At 66.9% G+C, this 18,432-nt stretch carries 12 protein-coding genes and 1 pseudogene; 10 read left to right on the forward strand and 3 right to left on the reverse strand.

Annotated features, from left to right (window positions below):
- Positions 1 to 279: 279 nt before the first annotated feature.
- Positions 280 to 951, reverse strand: coding sequence for an aquaporin (locus tag GJV26_RS26985; protein ID WP_155711679.1), 672 nt, complete (start codon positions 949 to 951; stop codon positions 280 to 282).
- Positions 952 to 1,129: 178 nt separating this feature from the next.
- Entirely contained in the window at positions 1,130 to 1,759 is a 630-nt protein-coding gene (locus GJV26_RS26990; protein ID WP_155711680.1) for a PEP-CTERM sorting domain-containing protein, read from the reverse strand.
- A gap of 331 nt (positions 1,760 to 2,090) precedes the next feature.
- Here GJV26_RS26990 and GJV26_RS26995 point away from each other — a divergent pair, with 331 nt between their 5' ends.
- The 9 genes and pseudogenes from GJV26_RS26995 to GJV26_RS27035 all read left to right on the forward strand — a co-directional run.
- On the forward strand, positions 2,091 to 3,491 hold the full coding sequence (locus GJV26_RS26995) for an LLM class flavin-dependent oxidoreductase (protein ID WP_260114811.1): 1,401 nt from the start codon (positions 2,091 to 2,093) through the stop codon (positions 3,489 to 3,491).
- The gene (locus GJV26_RS27000) at positions 3,488 to 5,251 is read left to right on the forward strand and encodes an ABC transporter ATP-binding protein (protein ID WP_155711681.1); all 1,764 of its coding nucleotides are present in this window, start codon (positions 3,488 to 3,490) and stop codon (positions 5,249 to 5,251) included. Before GJV26_RS26995 ends, GJV26_RS27000 begins: the two co-directional genes overlap by 4 nt.
- A complete protein-coding gene (locus tag GJV26_RS27005) occupies positions 5,248 to 6,234 on the forward strand; it encodes an ABC transporter permease (protein WP_155711682.1) in 987 nt (328 codons plus the stop codon). The genes GJV26_RS27000 and GJV26_RS27005 overlap by 4 nt, the downstream gene beginning before the upstream one ends.
- A gap of 18 nt (positions 6,235 to 6,252) precedes the next feature.
- Positions 6,253 to 7,071 (forward strand): ABC transporter permease, encoded by an 819-nt coding sequence (locus GJV26_RS27010; RefSeq protein ID WP_155711683.1) that lies wholly within the window; start codon positions 6,253 to 6,255, stop codon positions 7,069 to 7,071.
- A gap of 12 nt (positions 7,072 to 7,083) precedes the next feature.
- Positions 7,084 to 8,454 carry an SfnB family sulfur acquisition oxidoreductase gene (locus tag GJV26_RS27015; protein ID WP_155711684.1) on the forward strand — a complete coding sequence of 457 codons (1,371 nt, stop codon included), beginning with the start codon at positions 7,084 to 7,086 and terminating at the stop codon, positions 8,452 to 8,454.
- 8 nt (positions 8,455 to 8,462) lie between these two features.
- On the forward strand, positions 8,463 to 10,085 hold the full coding sequence (locus GJV26_RS27020; RefSeq protein WP_155711685.1) for an ABC transporter substrate-binding protein: 1,623 nt from the start codon (positions 8,463 to 8,465) through the stop codon (positions 10,083 to 10,085).
- 21 nt (positions 10,086 to 10,106) lie between these two features.
- Entirely contained in the window at positions 10,107 to 11,117 is a 1,011-nt protein-coding gene (locus tag GJV26_RS27025) for an aldo/keto reductase (protein WP_155711686.1), read from the forward strand.
- Positions 11,114 to 12,985, forward strand: coding sequence for an ABC transporter ATP-binding protein (locus GJV26_RS27030; RefSeq protein ID WP_155711687.1), 1,872 nt, complete (start codon positions 11,114 to 11,116; stop codon positions 12,983 to 12,985). Before GJV26_RS27025 ends, GJV26_RS27030 begins: the two co-directional genes overlap by 4 nt.
- Before the next feature lie 92 nt (positions 12,986 to 13,077).
- Positions 13,078 to 14,529, forward strand: a pseudogene (locus GJV26_RS27035) (ABC transporter ATP-binding protein); the annotation flags it as partial.
- Positions 14,530 to 14,870: 341 nt separating this feature from the next.
- On the opposite strand, the gene GJV26_RS27040 reads toward GJV26_RS27035, so the two are convergent.
- Positions 14,871 to 15,773, reverse strand: coding sequence for a LysR substrate-binding domain-containing protein (locus tag GJV26_RS27040; RefSeq protein ID WP_155711688.1), 903 nt, complete (start codon positions 15,771 to 15,773; stop codon positions 14,871 to 14,873).
- Positions 15,774 to 16,102: 329 nt separating this feature from the next.
- Here GJV26_RS27040 and GJV26_RS27045 point away from each other — a divergent pair, with 329 nt between their 5' ends.
- The gene (locus GJV26_RS27045) at positions 16,103 to 18,430 is read left to right on the forward strand and encodes a TonB-dependent receptor family protein (protein WP_216643175.1); all 2,328 of its coding nucleotides are present in this window, start codon (positions 16,103 to 16,105) and stop codon (positions 18,428 to 18,430) included.
- The last annotated feature ends 2 nt before the right edge of the window (positions 18,431 to 18,432 follow it).

Below are 18,432 nucleotides of genomic sequence, written 5' to 3' on the forward strand. Positions count from 1 at the left end.
AGTTACTCCACCAGCACTTCTCTTGCCTACGGGTTTTTCAACACAATAGGGCGGATGCAGCCTGTCGCACAACGCACGTTCCCCGCAGGCTGTGGCAGACTCTATTGTTGCAGGCTCTCGATTTCAGAGGATCATCCGTACGTTCGTGGCCAACATGTTTTTCCGAACAATCCGACAAAATCGGTCTGTCTGATAGGGAACTTGCGGCAAACATTATTGTTTGCCCACAGCAACCGCCCGTGGCAGGCCGAACCCGCGGCGCGCCGCGCGGGTGCTCAGTCAGGTCCGCACCGGGCCGCGCGACGTTCCATGGAGCCAGATGAAGATGGCCGTCGCCGCGCCGGCGCCGGCCAGTTGCGCCAGCACGAAAGCAGGCGCGTCGGCCAGGCGCAGCGCGCCGGCTTCGCCGATTGCCCTGGCCAGCGTCATCGCCGGGTTCATGAAGGCCGGCGAAGAGCTGTACCAGCAGGCCGCCATCACATAGGCGGACACGGCGAACGGCGCCGCCGCAGGGCGGGCCCGGCCACAGCCGATAAAGACGCACAGCAGGCCGAACGTGGCGACAGACTCGCCCAGCCACTGGCTCGTGCCGGTGCGTCCCCCGTGCGGAGCCGTCATCAGGTCCAGCCCGTACATGCCATGCACGGCTGCCATGCCGGCCACGGCACCCGCCACCTGCGCGACGATGTAGGGCGCTACGTAATCGATACGCAGGTTGCCACGCCACGCTTCCGACAGTGTCAGCACGGGATTGAACAGGCCGCCGGAAATATTGCCGAACGTGAGGACCAGCACGGCCAGCCCGGTGGCGCCGACCAGTGCGCTGACCAGCAGCGCCATCGCGGCATCGCCACCCGCCAGGCGCTGCGCGGCAATGCCGGCGCCGCCGCCGATCGACAGCAGCAGTGCGGTGCCGATGAATTCGGCCGCCAGGCGCTTTGCTATGGCCATCACACATTTTCCTGGAATAAACGTTGAGACGTATACTCTAGGGCAATACAAGCCGCTGGCTATCAGGGCTGGCTTATAGCAGATATGAGGCGGGCATGTGTCAGACAGCAAGGGTAGATGGGCTGGCGGCCTTGTTGCCGGTTCAGCGCGGTAATCGTTCCCATGCCGTCATCCGGCCTTATTTTCGGCGGCGAATGGCCGCCGAAATCAGACCGAGGCCGGCGAGCAGCATGCTGACCGTTTCCGGTTCCGGAACAGGCGCGATACTCCCGGGCAGCACCTGCACATTCACCACGTCGAAACCAGGGGAAGCACCGCGATTGTCCAGGCCCACGATCTTGACTGCCCGCACAGCATCCGTAAAGCCGATCGAAGCGAGATCGAACGCCGTCGTCCCGTCATCCGCTGCAACGCCCAGCAGGACGAAATTGATCGTATCCGAGCTGACATACACATTCGCGCGCTCGCCGCTTGCGCCCGTTTCCTGAATGAAAATGTCGTTGCCAACGCCGTCGATGGCTGTTTCGTCGGTGAAACCGACGGTGATATACGAACCCGTCGGCAGGGACAGGAAATCGTTGAGGCCGACCGGTCCGGGCTCGCTGCCCAATACGACGTCCGTCGAAACAGGCTGGTACCCGGTGAAGTTACCGATGCCGCCGTATGGACCGGCGATCGGGCCCGCACCGCTATCGAAGTAATCCAGGACCACGTCTGCATAGCCGAGCGTGCCGGCATTGGCTTGCACGCTGAAAGCTGCGGAGGCCATCGCCAGGGCTGTAATGACAAACTTGCGCATTGCTGACATTCGATTTCCTATAAATTGAATTGTTGGAAAAACAATTGCAAGCAGAGATCGTGCCAAGCTATTAAATGCTTGTTTTAATTAGCTATGGATAAATAGCATGATAAAAGTTGTAAGAAAAACCGACGGTAATGGTGGCGTCACAAATTTTAATAAGCCAAACAGCAACGATCCCCGCGCCAGTTTTCGGCAGTCCTTAGCGCGATTACTGCTTAGCTTATGACAAAAAGATGAATTACCAACTGCGAAATGGTTCGTTTCTGTTCGCAAGGGGGCCTGCTACGCTGTTTTGTGGCTGAGCGCTGTGCCCGGCCGCAGACAGCCGGAGCAAGAATTGACGAAGCATGCATCGACCAAGCAGATTCGCCTGAACGCGTTCAACATGAATTGCGTGGGGCACATCCACCACGGCCTGTGGAAACACCCGCGCGACAATTCCGTCGATTACCGCAAGCCCGAATACTGGATCGAGCTGGGCAAGCTGCTTGAAAAAGGGCTGTTCGATGCCGTGTTCCTGGCCGATATCGTCGGCGTCTACGACGTGCTGGGCGACGGCATCGACGTGACGGCGCGCGAGGCGGTGCAGTTGCCCGTCAACGATCCCGGCTATGTCGTACCGCTGATGGCGCAGGCCACGAAACATATCGGCTTCGGCGTCACGGCGAACCTCACCTACGAACATCCGTACCTGTTCGCACGCCGCTTCGCCACGCTGGACCACCTGACGAACGGCCGCATCGGCTGGAACATCGTCACCGGCTACCTCGACAGCGCGGCGCGCGGCGTGGGCCTGAAGCAGCAGATCGACCACGACGACCGCTACGACCGCGGCGACGACTTCATGGACGCGTTCTACAAGCTTCTCGAAGGCAGCTGGGAAGACGATGCCGTCGTCAACGACCGCGAGCGAGGTATCTATGCCGATCCGGCGAAGATCCATCGCGTCAGCCACGACGGTCCGTTCTACAGGATCGACAACGTCTACAACCTCACCGAGCCGTCGCCGCAGCGCACGCCGGTGCTGTACCAGGCCGGCGCCTCGAAGCGCGGCAACCAGTTCGCGGGCCGTCACGCCGAGTGCGTGTTCACCGGCGGCCCGGACCGGCCGACGCTGGCCAGGATCGTGTCCACGATCCGCGGCCAGGCCGTGGAAGCGGGCCGCGGGCGCGACGATGTCAAGATCCTGTCGGGCCTCACCGTGGTCGTCGACACCAACGAAAAGGCGGCCCGCGAGAAATTCGAGGAATACCGTGCCTATTCCAGTCCCGAAGGCGCGCTGGCGCACATGGTCAGCGGTACCGGCGTGGACCTGGACCGGTTCGGGCTGGACGAGGAAATCACCGACGAAACACTCGAAGCGCTGTATCCCGGCCGCCTGAAACGGGTAGGCGAAGCGCGCGCGGGCAGCTTCGCCGCAGGCACCACGCGCCGCAAACTGCTCGAAGCGCGCCGCTTCGGCTCGCAGCAGGCCCCGCTGGTCGGCACGCCGTCGCAGGTGGCCGATGAAATCGAAAGGATCGTCGCCGAGACGGATCTCGACGGCTTCAACCTGACCCGCACCGTGGCGCCGGAAAGCTACCGCGATTTCATCGAACTGGTGATCCCCGAACTGCAGGAGCGCGGCCTGTACAAGACGGCCTACGAGGAAGGCACATTGCGCGAAAAGCTGTTCGGCGCCGGCCGCGCGCGACTGCCCGACAACCACCACGCCGCGAGCTTCCGCACATGGAAATGAACGCACCCTGGCGCGGCGCCGGCGAATCCGACGCCGGCGCGCCGCTGCTGCAGGTGCGGCAGCTCGATGTCTGGTACCCGAACGGTCCGGCCGTGCAGGGCTTCGACCTCGACGTGCGCCGCAACGAGGTGGTGGCGCTGGTCGGCGAATCCGGCTGCGGCAAGTCGACGGCGGCCGGCGCGATCGCCGGCCTGCTGCCGCCGAAGGCCGGCGTCAGGGGTTCGATCCTGTTCGAGGGCCGGGATCTGCTCGCCGCTTCCGAAAGCACCTTGCGCGACCTGCGCGGCAATGCGATCGGCATGATCTTCCAGGAGCCGATGACGTCGCTGAACCCGGTGCTGACGATCGGCACGCAGATCGAGGAAGTGCTGCGCCGCCATTGCAAGCTGAGCGCGGCGGCGGCGCGGGCACGCGCGATCGAGCTGCTCGACCTGGTGCGCATTCCCGAACCGAAGCGCCGCGTCGACGACTATCCGCACAATCTTTCGGGCGGCCAGCGGCAGCGCGTGATGATCGCCATCGCAGTCGCCTGCGAGCCGCGCCTCTTGGTCGCCGACGAGCCCACCACGGCGCTGGACGTGACAATCCAGGCACAGGTGCTGGAACTGCTGGCCAGCCTGCGCCGCGACCTGTCGATGTCGCTGCTGCTGATCACGCACGACCTGGCCGTGGTCGGGCAATGGGCCGACCGCGTGGCCGTCATGCAGCATGGCCGCAAGGTGGAGGAGGGCACGCGCGACGAAGTGTTCTTCGCGCCGCGCCACCGTTACAGCCGGGGCTTGCTGGAGTCTTCGCTGCACGTGCATCCCGGCTGCCACTACAGCCGCGTCAAGCTGGCCGAGATCCGCCACGCCGTCGACGATGCCGGCGAACGCTCGTTCAGCTACACGGCGCAGGAGCAGCGCCAGCCCTTGCCGCGTGAAGCGGCCATCCACCAGCCGCCCGTGCTGGACGTGCGCAACCTGGTGGCGCAATACTCGTCCCGCTACGGCACGATTTCCGCCGTAAAAGACGTATCGTTCCAGATCGGCCGCGGCGAGACCCTGGGCCTGGTGGGCGAATCCGGTTGCGGCAAGTCCACGCTGTCGAAGACCATCGTCGGCCTGAACCGCGCCGTGCGGGGCCAGGTGATCCTGGACGGCACGGATATCGCGCCACTTTCGGGCCGCGCGCTGCGCCCGCACCGTGCCAACGTGCAGATGGTATTCCAGGACCCGTACGCCTCGCTGAACCCGCGCATGCGCGTCGGCGACGCGCTGGACGAGGTGCTCGTCGTGCAGGGCGTGCGCGACCGCAACCAACGGCAGCGACGCGTGCTGGCGATGCTCGACGCGGTGGGCCTGCCCGCCGTGGCGGCGCGCCGCTACCCGCACGAATTCTCCGGCGGCCAGCGGCAGCGCATAGGCATTGCCCGCGCGCTGATCCTGCGCCCGAAACTGCTGATCTGCGACGAACCCGTGTCGGCACTGGACGTGTCGGTGCGCGCGCAGATCCTGAACCTGTTCGTCGATCTCAAGCAGGAGTTCGGCCTGTCGTACCTGTTCATTTCGCACGACCTCTCCGTGATCAACTATATCGCCGACCGCGTGATGGTGATGCAGAAGGGCGAGGCGGTGGAAACCATCGGTCGCGACGACCTGTTTATCAATGCGCGGCACCCCTATACGCGCACGCTGATCGCGGCGACTCCGGGCTGGCCCGAGCCGCCCGCGCTTGCGTCGGACCAGGGCGTCCACGAGCGCCGGCAGGTGGCCCGATGAAAAATTACGTGAAACGCCGGCTGCTGCAGTTCGTGCCCATCATCCTGGGCATCTGCGTGCTGAACTTCGCGCTGCTGCAACTGGTGCCGGGCGACCTGGCCGAAGTGATGGCCAGCGAATCGGCACAGGATACCGTCGACGGGGCGGAGGAAAAGCTGGCCCACCTGCGGCAGGCATTCGGCCTGGACGCGCCGATGCACGTGCAACTGTTCACCTACGTCAAACGGCTGCTGACGTTCGACCTGGGCTACTCGTACCGCTACAGCGCCAGCGTGTCCGACCTGATCGCCGAGCGCATTGGCGCCACCGCGCTGCTCGGCCTGTCGAGCCTCGTGCTGTCGGTCGTCGTCGGCGTGCTGCTCGGCGTACTGTGCGCGCGCCGGCGCAACGGCCGGCTGGACCGCGCCGTGTCCGCGCTGATGGCGCTGTGCTACTCGGTGCCGGTGTTCTGGCTGGCGCTGATGATGGTGGTGCTGTTCGGCGTCACGCTGCAATGGTTCCCGATCGGCGGCATGAGCGAAGTCGGCGCGGCCGAGCAGGGCGGCTGGGCCGGGGTGCGCGACGTGCTGTGGCATCTGGTACTGCCGGTGACCACGCTGTCCGTGTACTCGATCGCCGTGTACGCGCGGTTCACCCGCGCGTCGATGGTCGATGCGCTGCAGGAGGATTACATCCGCACGGCGCGCTCGAAGGGCCTGTCCGACCGCGTGGTGGTCTTTCGCCATGCGCTGCGCAACGCGATCCTGCCGGTACTGACGCTGATCGCGGCGAATTTCGGCGAACTGCTGGCCGGCAGCATCGTCATCGAGACCGTGTTCTCGTGGCCGGGCATCGGCCGGCTGATCTTCAACTCGGTCATTGCCCGCGACACGAACCTGCTGCTGTCGATTTTGTTCCTCAGTTCGCTGCTGGTGATGGCCACCAGCCTGCTGCTCGACATCGTGTATGCGCGGCTCGATCCGCGCATCGAACTCAATACGTGAAAACCGCGTGAAAGCTGCATGAAAACCTTGAAGACTTCGCTCCCGATCCGCGCCAGCGTGGCGATCCTCGCCCTCGTGAGCCTGGCCGCGCTCCTTGCGCCCGTCCTCTATGCCGGCGACCCGTTCGACATGACGGCGCAGCCGTACCTGTGGCCCGGCCAGGACTGGGCCCATCCGCTCGGCTCCGACCTGATGGGCCGCGACATCGCCGCCGGTGTGTTCCACGGCGCCCGCGTGTCGCTGCTCGTCGGCATCAGCGCGGCATGCCTGACCCTGCTGATCGGCGTGTCGCTGGGCACGGTGGCCGGCTATTTCGGCGGCTGGATCGACAACGTGCTGATGCGCGTGACCGATTTCTTCCAGATCGTGCCGCGCGTGCTGCTGGTGATGGTGCTGGTCGCCATCCTGCAACCCACGCTGTGGGTGGTGGTGCTGGCGCTCGGCGCCACGTCGTGGACGCATCCGGCCCGCGTGGTCCGCTCCCAGGTGCTGGGCCTGCGCAACCGCGAATACGTACAGGCCGGGCTGGCGGCCGGCATGAGCCACACCCGCATCATCCTGCGCCACATCCTGCCCAATGCGCTGACGCCGATCCTGGTCAGCGTCTCGGTCGTGGTGGCCGGCTGCATCCTGGCCGAATCCTGGCTCGCGTTCCTCGGGCTGGGCGACCCGAACGCGATCAGCTGGGGCGCCATGATCGGCACCGGGCGCGAGGCGATGCGCACCGGCTGGTACATGATCGCGATTCCCGGCGTGGCCGTGATGGTCACCGTGTGGTCGCTCAACGTGCTGGGCGATTCGCTGAACCAGTATTTCAACCCGAAGCTTCGAGACTGAGTGAGACCCAACATGAGTACAGCTAGTGGCAAACCTGCCGGCAAGCCCGATGGCCGATCCGCGGCGCAATCCGCCGTGCAATCCGCGGTACCTTCGCCCGTCACCCCGATCGGCCAGGGCCGCGTGCACGTGATCGGCGACGATGCCGAGGCGCTGGCGGTGGCCGCCGCGCTGGCGGCCGAATTCGCGCCCGGCGCCGCGCTGCGCGACCGCGAACGGCGCCTGCCCGTCGCCGAGCTGCGGCAATTGCGCCAGAGCGGGTTGTGGGGCATCACGGTGCCGCGCGAATACGGCGGCGCCGGCGTGTCCTACGCCACGCTGGCGAAAGTGTTCGCGCTGCTGTCGGCGGCGGACGGGTCGATCGGCCAGATCCCCCAGAACCATTATTTCATCCTCGAGATCATCCGCCACGAGGGCAGCGAAGCGCAGAAACGCTTCTTCTTCGAGCGCGTGCTGGCCGGCGACCATTTCGGCAACGCGCTGGTGGAACCGGAAGTGCGCAAGCCGGAAGACCGCAAGGTGAGCCTGTCGCGCGATGGCGAAGGCTACCGGGTCGACGTGCGCAAGTACTATTCGACCGGCGCGCTGTTCGCCGACTGGGTGCCGGTGGCCGTGGCCGACGCGGAAAAACATCATTTCCTGGCGATCTACCCGCGCAACGCCGAAGGCCTGCGCATCGTCGACGACTGGGCCTCGTTCGGCCAGCGCACCACGGCCAGCGGCACGGTGATCGTCGACAACGCGTATTTGAAACCGGAGTGGCTGGTGCCGCACACGATCAACGCCGACCACGTCAAGCCCGTCGGCCCCGCCGGGCAGATCATGCACGCGGCGATCGATACCGGCATCGCCCGCGCCGCGTTCGAGGCGACCATCGCGTTCATCCGCAGGCGCAATCCGAAACAGGACGACGACGCGGTGTGGGAAGAAGACCAGCTGAGCATCCGCGATATCGGCGACCTGGCCGTGGCGCTGCACGGCACCGAAGCGTTGCTGGAGCGTGCCGGCCATGCGATCGACAGGGCCTATGCGACAAATCTGGCCGATGACTGGACCCGCGCCGCGGTCGCCGTCTCCGAGGCGCGCGCCGCCAGCACGCACAGCTCGCTATTGATCACGAATAAACTGTTCGAGCTGGCCGGCACCCGCTCCACCGCGCCCGAACATGGACTGGACCGCCTGTGGCGCGATGCGCGCACGCACACGCTCCACGACCCGGTGCGCTGGCGGCTGTTCGACGTGGGCAATTACTACGTCAACGACAAGGTACCGCTGCGGCGGCCGAAATGGGCCGAGCAGCAGCAGAAGGCCAAGGCAATGCCGGAAGGACCCGAACCCGTGACCGGCGACCTGCCGGAACCGCGCCTGGCGGCCGGACTGTGAGGCCACGCATGGCATTCTCCAATCCCGTGTTCACCGCATTGCCCGATCCCGGCCGCCGGCAGATGCTGCGCCTCGGCGGCGCCGCGCTGGCCGGCGGCATGTTGCCGGGCCTGGCCGCCGGCGAGGCGGAAACTCCGGTACGCGGCGGCACGCTCGTCGCGATCGCGCACCCGGAACCGTCCACGCTGGCCACGCACATCAACGGCGCCAACCCGATTTCGCTGGTCACGTCGAAGATCTACGACCGGCTGTTCACCGAAGGGAACGACTACGAACTGCTGCCGCGCCTGGCGCTGAGCGTGGACACGTCGAAGGATGGCCTGGACTGGACGATCAGGTTGCGCAAGGGCGTGCGCTGGCACGACGGCCACCCGTTCGATTCCGGCGACGTGAAGTTCTCGATCGACAAGATCTGGCCCATCTACCACAGCAATGTGACCAATGTGATCGAAAAGGTCACCGCGCCGGACGCGCACACGATCGTGCTGCGCCTCAAGCAGAAATGGCCGATCCTGATCCGCCACCTGGGCGTGAGCGCCGGCCAGATCCTGCCGCAGCACCTGTACGAAGGCACGGATATCATCACGAACCCGTACAACAACAAGCCGGTGGGCACCGGGCCGTTCCGTTTCAAGGAATGGCAGCGCGGCAGTCACATCGTGCTGGAGCGCAATCCGGACTATTACATGCCCGGCCTGCCGCACCTGGACCGCATCGTGTGGAAAGTCATCAACGATTCGGCCAGCCGCGCCGCCGCGCTGGAAACGGGCGCCGCCCACTACGCCGCGCGCAACCCGGTCACGTTCAGCGACGCGGCCCGGCTGCGCCAGCGCCCCGACCTGGTGATCGACACGAAGCAGTACGAACCGAATTCGTACTGGCTCGAATTCAACCTGCGCGATCCGGTGATCGGCAAGCTGGCGGTGCGCCAGGCGATCGCCCATGCGATCGACCGCGCCGCGCTCGTGAAGACGGTGTGGGGCGGCTACGGCGCGCCGCTCGATGCGCCGGTGCCGTCCGGCGTGGCCGAGTATTTCACGAAGGATGTGCCGAAATACCCGTTCGATCCGAAACGCGCCGAGCAATTGCTGGACCAGGCGGGCTTTCCCCGCAAGGCCGGCGGCTGGCGTTTCAAGCTGACGCACGACTTCATCCCCTTCGGCGACGATTACCGCCGCACCGGCGAATACGTGCGGCAGGCCCTGCGGCGCGTGGGCATCGACGCGTCGCTGGGCGGAAAAGACCTGTCGACTTGGACGCGCGACGTGTTCACGAACCGCAATTTCCAGGTGATCAGTACCTGGGGTGGCTGGACGCGCGATCCGCAGAACAGCCTGGATATCCGCTTCGGCGCGCGCGGCGACAAGCGCGGCGTGCCGTGGTACAAGGTTTCCGGTTACACCAACAAGGAAATCGACGCGCTGCTGGAACCCACGCGCTCCGGCGCCGACCCGGCGCTGCGCAAGACCAACTACAAGCGTATCCAGCAGATCGTGCAGGCCGAATTGCCGGTGCTGCCGCTGCTCGAAGTGTATTTTTTCTCGGTATTGGGCAAGCGCGTACGCAATGTCGACGAGCTGCCGTACCAGACCCGCAACAATTTCGCCAACGTGTGGCTGGCAAAAGCATAGAAAACCGGCATAAGGACCATCATGAGCGACTACAACATTCTCGGGCGCAGCGGGCTGCGCGTTTCCCCACTGTGCCTCGGCACGATGATGTTCGGCGGCGTGACGAATGAAGCCGACGCGCGCGCCATCATCGACGACGCGCATGAACACGGCATCAATTTCATCGACACGGCGGACGTGTACAACGGCGGCGAGTCGGAGCGCGTGGTGGGCCGCGCGATCGCCGCCCGGCGCGACAAGTGGGTGCTGGCGACCAAGGTCGGCAACAAGACCGGCGACTGGCCGAACGAAGCGGGCCTGTCGCGCCGCCGCGTGTTCCACGCCGCGGAGCAGAGCCTGGCCCGCCTGGGCACCGACTACATCGATATCTATTACCTGCACCGGCCGGACCCGCTGACGCCGCTCGAAGAAACGCTGCGCGCGCTGGGCGACCTGCTCGCCCAGGGCAAGATCCGCTACTACGGGCTGTCGAACTTCCAGGCCTGGCAGATTTCGGATGCCGTGCACCTGGCCCGCCAGCTCGGCATCCCGGCGCCGGTCGTCACCCAGCCTTACTACAACGCGGCGAACCGCATGCCCGAAGTGGAGCACCTGCCGGCCGCGGCGCACCACGGCCTGGGCGTGGTGCCCTACAGCCCGCTCGCGCGTGGCGTGCTGACCGGCAAATACCGCCCCGGCGCGGCGCCGGAGGAGGGCAGCCGGATCGCCCGCAACGATCCGCGCGCATTGCAGACGGAATGGCGGCCGGAATCGCTGGCGCTGGCCCAGGCCATCGGCGAGGAAGCGCGGGCGCGCGGCATCTCCACCGCGGAGTTCGCGTTTGCGTGGGTGCTGAACAACCGGCACGTCACCTCGGTGATCGGCGGCCCGCGCACGCTGGCGCAGTGGCAGAACTACCGCGCCGCGCTGGACTACCGCTTCACCGCCGACGACGAGGCGCTGTTCGACCGGCTGGTGCCTCCCGGCCACCCCAGCACGCCCGGCTACACCGACCCCGCCTACCCGGTGACGGGCCGGGTGCCGGGGGCATGACCGGCGCCGCATCCAGCGCTTCGGCACCACCCCAGTTCACGGAAACGGTCGACCTGCATGCGATGCCTCGCGTGCTGGGCCGGCTAACCGGGCTGGCCCTGCGGCACCCGTGGCGCTGTGCGGCCGCGGTATCGTGCGCGCTGGGCGCGGCCATCTTCAACCTGGTCATGCCCCGGCTGCTGGGCCGGGCCGTCGACCAGGCCGGTCACCTGGTCGACGAGGCCGGCGCCGCGCTGGCCGGCGCCGACCACGCGCTGGCGGTCACCGCGCTGCTGATCGTGGCCGCGTGCGCGATCCGCGGCACGCTGACCGGGCTGCAGGGCTATTGCGGCGAGACGCTGGCGCAGCGCGTGGCATACGACCTGCGGCTGGCATTCCACGACAAGCTGCAGCAGCTGTCGTTCGGGTATCACGACCGCATGCACACGGGCGAACTGATCGCGCGCGGCATGCTGGACCTGGAAGGCGTGCGCGCATTCCTCGAATTCGGCGTGCTGCGCGCCATCACGCTGGCGCTGCTGCTCGGCGTCGGTTCATGGCGGCTGCTGAGCGTCGACGCGAGCCTGGGCCTGCTGGCCCTGTCCTTCGTGCCGTTCGTGCTGCTGGTCGCCGTCGGCGCCGCGGTGCGGCTGCGGGCCAGCTGGCAGCGCCTGCAGAAGATGATGGCCGAGCTGACCCTGCGGATGGAAGAAAACCTGCAGGGCGTGCGCGTGGTGCGCGCGTTCCACGCGAAAGCGGCGGAACTGGCGCGCTTCGACGGCATCTCGCAACGCGCGCTGCGCCTGTCGAATGCCCGCATCACCGAGCGGATGGGCTCCATCAGCCTGATGACGTTCGCCTATTACGTGTCGATGGCGCTGGTGCTGTGGGTCGGCGGCAGGCGCGTGGCGGCGGGCGGGCTCACGGTGGGCGCGCTGACCGAATTCCTCGCCTTCATCACGATCCTGCAGCAGCCGCTGCGGCAGATCGGCATGGTGGTCAATTCGAGCGCCCGCGCCACCGGTTCCGGCGCCCGGCTGTTCGAGGTGCTCGACGCGACGCCGGAGATCGCCGACCGGGCCGGCGCCATCGAGCTGCCGCCGGGGCCGAAGACGCTGCGGTTCGAAAACGTCGGTTTCGGTTACGCGGCAGGCGGGCGCAAGGTGCTGCGCGACGTCAGCTTCGAGGTCAAACCCGGGCAGGTGCTGGGCATCGTCGGCGCGCCGGGCAGCGGGAAATCGACGATCGCGCACCTGATCCCGCGGTTCTACGACGCCGGCGGCGGCCGGGTCACGCTTGGCGGCCACGACCTGCGCGATGTCACGCTGGCATCGCTGCGCCGCGACGTGGCGCTGGTGCAGCAGGAGAATTTTTTGTTCGACACATCGGTCCACGACAACGTCGCCTATGCGGCGCCGGATGCGGCGCACGCGGAAGTCGCGGCGGCGGCCGGCATTGCGCAGATCCACGATCACGTGGCGCGGCTGCCCGATGGCTACCGCACGCGCGTCGGCGAGCGGGGCGCCGCGCTGTCCGGCGGGCAGCGGCAGCGTGTGACGATCGCCCGCGCGCTGGTGGGCGACCCGGCCGTGATCGTGCTGGACGATTCCACCGCCGCGATCGACCCGGTCACCGAGGGGCGCGTGCGCGAGGCGCTGCAGGTGGCATGCCGCGATGCGGCCACCGTGGTCATCGCGCACCGCGTCGGCACGCTGCGGCATGCGGATCACATCGTCGTGCTCGACGGCGGCGTGATCGCCGAGCGGGGCGATCACGCATCGCTGCTCGCGGCGGGCGGGCGGTATGCCGAGCTGTGGTCGTTGCAGCACCGTTCTTCGCTCGACGAGGCGCCGGAAGCGGCGGAGCCGCTGGCACAGGTGGGCACATGAGCGTCCTTTCACCAGCCGATGACGCGCGGGAGCGGGGCGACGAGGTCTTTGCCCGCTTCGACCGCGGCGTGGCGGCGCGGCTTTGGGAATTCATGCGCGGCTACCGCGCGCCGCTGGCCGCCGTCGTCCTGCTGGTGGTGCTGTATACGGTGGTGCAGGTGATGATCCCGGTCGCCGTGCGGCATGCGGTCGACAGCGCGCTGGGGCGCTCGCCGTTCGCGTTCGATACCGTGCTCGCGGCGTTCGCGCTGCTGGTCGTGCTGAACGCTGCGCTGACGTTCTTCCAGGAATGGCTGGCGGCGCGGCTGGCGCAGACGGTGATCTTCGATCTGCGCCGCGCCATGTTCGCGCACCTGCAGCGCGTGTCGCTGTCGGTCCTGGACCGGACGCACGTGGGCCGGCTGATGGCGCGGCTGCAGGGCGATGTCAATGCGCTGCAGGAGTTCATGGAAACATCCGTCACCGCGCTGGGCGACCTGTTCCTGCTGGCCGGGCTGGTGATCCTGCTGCTGACGATGGACCTGCGGCTGGGGCTGCTGACGCTGGCCGTGGTGCCGGCGCTGCTGATCCTGCGCCACGCGTGGCTGCCGTGGGCCAGGCGCGTGTTCGCGCGGGCGCGCGAGGCGTCGTCCTCCGTCAACGCGGCGCTGGCCGAGAACATCAACGGCATCCGCACGGTGCAGGAGAACCGCCGGGAAGGCGTCAATTTTCGGCGCTATGAAGTGCGGGCGCGCGAAAACCTGGCGGCGCAGACCGAATCGTCGCTGGTGTCGCAGGTGATGATGCCGGCGGTGGACCTGCTGACCGGGTTGGCGATGGCCGTGGTGGTGGTGGCCGGCGGCCGCGCCGTCCTGGCGGGGGAGCTGGACGTGGGCGTCATCGTGGCGTTCATCTTCTGCGTGCAGCGCTGCTTCGACCCGATCCGCACGCTGGCCATGCAGTACACGGTGATGCAGCGCGCGATGGCATCCGGCCAGCGCATCATCGAGGTACTGGAGGTGCCCGTCACGCTGGACGACCGCGCGGACGCGGCGGCATGGACCGATGCGCCGCCGTCGGTGTCGTTCGAACGCGTGACGTTCGGCTACCGCCCCGGGCAGCCGGTGCTGCACGACCTGAACCTGCGCATCGCGCCCTGCCAGACCGTGGCGCTGGTCGGCCCGACCGGCTCCGGCAAGACCAGCATTGCCGCACTGGTCCACCGCTTCTACGACACATGGCAAGGCAGCGTGAAGGTGGGCGGGCGCGATGTGCGCGACCTGACGCTCGATTCGCTCGGCCGGCACGTCGGCATGGTGCTGCAGGAGCCGTTCCTGTTCAGCGGCAGCGTGGCCGACAACGTCGCCTACGGGCTGGCCGGCGCCACGCGCGCCCAGGTGATCGACGCATGCAAGGCCGTGCACGCGCACGGCTTCATCGCGGCGCTGCCGGACGGCTACGATACGCAGCTGGGGCAGCGCGGGCGCAACCTGTCGGTCGGGCAGCGGCAATTGCTGAGCTTTGCCCGGGCCCTGCTGGCCTCGCCGAAGATCCTGATCCTCGACGAGGCCACCGCCAACATCGACAGTTTTACCGAGCTGGAGATCGGGCGCGCACTGGACGTGCTGCGCAGGGGCCGCACGACGATCATCATCGCCCACCGGCTTGCCACGATCCGCGATGCCGACGTGATCGTGGTGCTCGACGGCGGGCGGATCGTCGAGCAGGGCGACCACCGGCAGTTGCTCGCGCGGGGCGGCATGTATGCGGCGCTGCACCGCAGCAGCAGCGCGTCGTTCGACGATCTGGTGCCGGGGACAGGTGACTGGCTCCTGGCGTTCTATGTTGCCGAAAGCCTCGACCTGCTGGTGTCTGACACCAGGCTCTGCACCAGTGTCGCATGCGCCTACTGCGGCGCCACCGCCACCCCCGGCGCGAACATCTCGATGAAGCGGTACGCGAAGCTGGGCAGGAACACGCCGTTGCGCACGCCCAGCATCGTGGTGCAGGTGCCGAACAGGTCGCCGTCCGTGGCCAGCACTTCCAGGCCCGGGTCGAGGTCTTCGAGCGCCATCTCGGCCACGATGCCCACGCCCAGCCCGCGCCGCACGTAGGTCTTGATCACGTCCGCATCCATCGCCGTCAGCCGCAGGTCGGGCACCAGGCCGGCGTGGCTGAACGCGGCGTCCACGCACTTGCGGCCGGTAAACTGTTCGTTATAGGTGACGAGCGGGAACGCCGCGATGTCGGCTAGCGTGACCGGCGCGCGCGCGAGCAGCGGGTGGCCGGCCGGCACCACCACGCGGTGGCTCCACGTGAAGCATGCGTGGGCCTGCACGCCGGATGCCCCGTCCAGCGCCTCGCTGGCGATGCCGATGTCGGCGTCGCCCTCGCTGATCATCGCGGCGATCTGGCGCGGCGTACCCTGGTGCAGTTCCAGCGTGACCTTCGGGTACGCGCGGTTGAATTCCTCGACGACTTTCGGCAGCGTGTAGCGCGCCTGCGTGTGGGTGGCGGCAATCACCAGGCGGCCGCTGTCCACGCCGGCATACTGGCTGGCGTAGCGCCGCAGGTTTTCCGTTTCCTGCAGGATGCGGCCGACGATCTGCACCGCGCCGTCGCCGGCGCGTGTCAAGGCGGTGAGGCGCTTGCCGGAACGGACGAACAGTTCGATACCCAGTTCATCCTCGAGGTCCTTGATCTGCTTGCTCACGCCGGATTGCGACGTGTACAGCACGGCGGCCACCTCGGTCAGGTTCAGGTTGTTGCGCACGGCTTCGCGCACGAAGCGCAGCTGCTGGAAATTCATGGATCGCTCCGCTCGACTGTCAGGCTCCCATCATAGTTATCCATGAGCGTTTGACAACGAACCGTTCCGTATATGGATATCGAAAACGTGTGCGAACGCTTTGCAAAGCGGCGTTCCGGGCACTTGCTCTCCACCTCGCTGTGCAAAAACATATATCGCCCTTCGTCATATCGATTCCACTTTTGATTGTTTGTGCAATGCGGCACGGTTCGGTAACTTCCACCTCACTATTCCTGTCGCAAACGCGACCGGGGACGTCACGCAATGAAGCCCCCGGAGTGAAGCACCCGCAGTGAAGCACCACTAACAACGAAAGTGAGAACGGCATCGTGTATCAAGCAGCGTACCAGGCACAGTTTCAGGCAGAGTCAAAGCACCACCGGGCAGTCCATGACAACCGCGGCGGCACCCGCCGCCCCACCGCGCTGACGGCGATCGCGGCCGCCGCGGCCATGCTGTGCGCAGTCACGGGCCCGGCGCACGCCGCGCCGTTCGCCGCCGCCGTCGCCGCCATCGAGGCGGCGCCCGCGCTGGCCGTCGCCGCAGCGGACCAGGCGGACATCGCCGGTTCGGCCGCCGCGGTCGCCACCGCGGCCGATGCCGACACCGCCGTCACGCTGGCCGGCACGGTGCACGTGGCGGGCAAGGCGCTGAACGGCGTCGATCGCGCGAAGCTGCGGCTCGACGAGGTGCCGGGCGGCGTCAGCGTCGTCAGCCAGGAGCAGGTGGAGAAGGGCCGCGTGTTCACCAACGAAGATGTGCTGGCGTTCCAGCCCGGCGTGTATGCGCAGGCGGCTGGCGGTACCGACGGCATCAAGATCTCGATCCGCGGCTCGGCCATCAACCGCGGCACCAACTTCTTCCGCTCCGGCACGCTGTTCCTGTTCGACGGCCTGCCCGTCACCGGTCCCGGCGGCACGCCGTACGAACTGTTCGAACCGCTGGGACTGTCGCGCACCGAGATCCTGCGCGGTGCCAACGCGTTCGACTCGGGCGCGCTGATGCTGGGCGGCGCGATCAACTACGTCACCCGCACCGGCCGCGACGCCAATCCCTTCGAGGTGCGCGTCGAGGGCGGCAGCTATGGATACAGGAAGGTCGCCGTCAGCTCCGGCCAGGTGATTGGCAACCTGGATTACTACGTGGCCGGCATCGCCTCCGAACGGGACGGCTACCAGCAACTGTCGCAGGGCGAATCGCGCGGCTTCATCGGCAACCTGGGTTATAAAATCGCCCCGAACCTGGAAACGCGCTTCTATTTCCGCTACCGCAAGACCGACAATTACCAGCCCGGCGCACTGACCGTGGCGCAGGTCGAGCAGGACCCCCGCCAGGCCAACCCGGTGGCGGTGGCGCAGAACGCGCACCGCAACCAGCCCGGTTCGCGCTGGCTCGCCAACAAGACCACGTGGGCCATCGACGACAGTTCGTCGCTGGAAGTCGGCCTTGTCGTGCACGACTACCCGATCGACCAGCAGCTGGCCGTCAACGTCGGCAGCTGGGGTTTTGCCGATGCCTCGTACTCGCTGCAGTATGCGCGCCGCGATACCCTGTTCGGCAAGCGCAGCGAAACGAAGGTGGGCGCGCTGTCCACCAACCACCTGAACCACGGCTGGCTCGATACGCGCGTGCGCATCCCCGCCGCCGCCACCGCGTCGCTGCCGGTCGGCACGCTGATCCGGCGCGCGGAATACGACGGCGAAGACCATATCCTGCATGCCGGGAACGATCTCGAAGTGGCGCAGAACCTGTGGCTGACCACCGGCGTTTCCGCCGTCAAGACCAAGCGCTACACGGAGGTGGTGTACCCGGTCACCAACGAACCGTACAACCGCAGCACCACCGCGCTGGCACCCCGCGCGGGCCTGCGCTACACGTTCGACAACGACGTGCAGGTGTTCGGCAACGTCAGCCGCTCGGTCGAACCGCCGAACACGTGGGCATTCCTGACGATCCCGCCGACGTTCACGTCGGGACCCGCCACCGGACTGTCGCGGCGCGGGCTCGACCTGAAGGACCAGAAGGCCAATACCGTCGAAATCGGCACGCGGGGCAGGGCGTTCGATTCGAACTGGAGCCTGTCGGTCTACCGCGCGCTGGTGAAGAACGAGCTGTTGTCGGTCGAGGTGATCCCCGCATCGGCAACATCGGCGGCGATCACGGCCGAGTCGAACGCCACGCCAACGGTCCACCAGGGCATCGAGGCGGGCCTGGAATCGCAGCTGTGGCAGGGCGGCGCCAGCGGCAAGCTGTCGGCGCGGCAGTCGTTCACGCTGAACGATTTCTACTTCCGCGGCGACGCGAAATTCGGCCGCAACACGCTGCCGGGCATTCCGAAGCGCTTCTACCAGGGCGAACTGCAGTACGAACATCCGGGCGGATTCTACGCCAGCCTGAGCCTGCAGGCGGCGTCGCCGATCGATGTCGACTACGCCAATTCGTTCCGCACGCACGGTTACGGCATCGTCAACGCCAGTTTCGGCTACGACCACCCGAGCGCAGGCTGGAAGCTGTTCGCCGACCTGCGCAACCTGGCCAACAAGCACTACGTTTCCAGCGTGGCACCGGCGTACAACGACGCCGGCACCGACCAGCGCCGCTCCGCGCCCGGCGAAGGCTTCGGCGTGTATGCCGGCATCCAGTACGCGTTCAGGTAAAG

The sequence above is a fragment of the Pseudoduganella dura genome (assembly GCF_009727155.1).
Classification (GTDB): domain Bacteria; phylum Pseudomonadota; class Gammaproteobacteria; order Burkholderiales; family Burkholderiaceae_D; genus Rugamonas; species Rugamonas dura.

Excerpts from the sequence above, each read along its gene's own strand:
- GJV26_RS27030 (WP_155711687.1), top strand. The coding sequence starts at position 11,114 with ATGACCGGCGCCGCATCCAGCGCTTCGGCACCACCCCAGTTCACGGAA.
- GJV26_RS27025 (WP_155711686.1), top strand. The coding sequence starts at position 10,107 with ATGAGCGACTACAACATTCTCGGGCGCAGCGGGCTGCGCGTTTCCCCA.
- GJV26_RS27015 (WP_155711684.1), top strand. The coding sequence starts at position 7,084 with ATGAGTACAGCTAGTGGCAAACCTGCCGGCAAGCCCGATGGCCGATCC.
- GJV26_RS27020 (WP_155711685.1), top strand. The coding sequence starts at position 8,463 with ATGGCATTCTCCAATCCCGTGTTCACCGCATTGCCCGATCCCGGCCGC.
- GJV26_RS26990 (WP_155711680.1), bottom strand. The coding sequence starts at position 1,759 with ATGTCAGCAATGCGCAAGTTTGTCATTACAGCCCTGGCGATGGCCTCC.
- GJV26_RS27010 (WP_155711683.1), top strand. The coding sequence starts at position 6,253 with ATGAAAACCTTGAAGACTTCGCTCCCGATCCGCGCCAGCGTGGCGATC.
- GJV26_RS26985 (WP_155711679.1), bottom strand. The coding sequence starts at position 951 with ATGGCCATAGCAAAGCGCCTGGCGGCCGAATTCATCGGCACCGCACTG.
- GJV26_RS27005 (WP_155711682.1), top strand. The coding sequence starts at position 5,248 with ATGAAAAATTACGTGAAACGCCGGCTGCTGCAGTTCGTGCCCATCATC.
- GJV26_RS27000 (WP_155711681.1), top strand. The coding sequence starts at position 3,488 with ATGAACGCACCCTGGCGCGGCGCCGGCGAATCCGACGCCGGCGCGCCG.
- GJV26_RS27040 (WP_155711688.1), bottom strand. The coding sequence starts at position 15,773 with ATGAATTTCCAGCAGCTGCGCTTCGTGCGCGAAGCCGTGCGCAACAAC.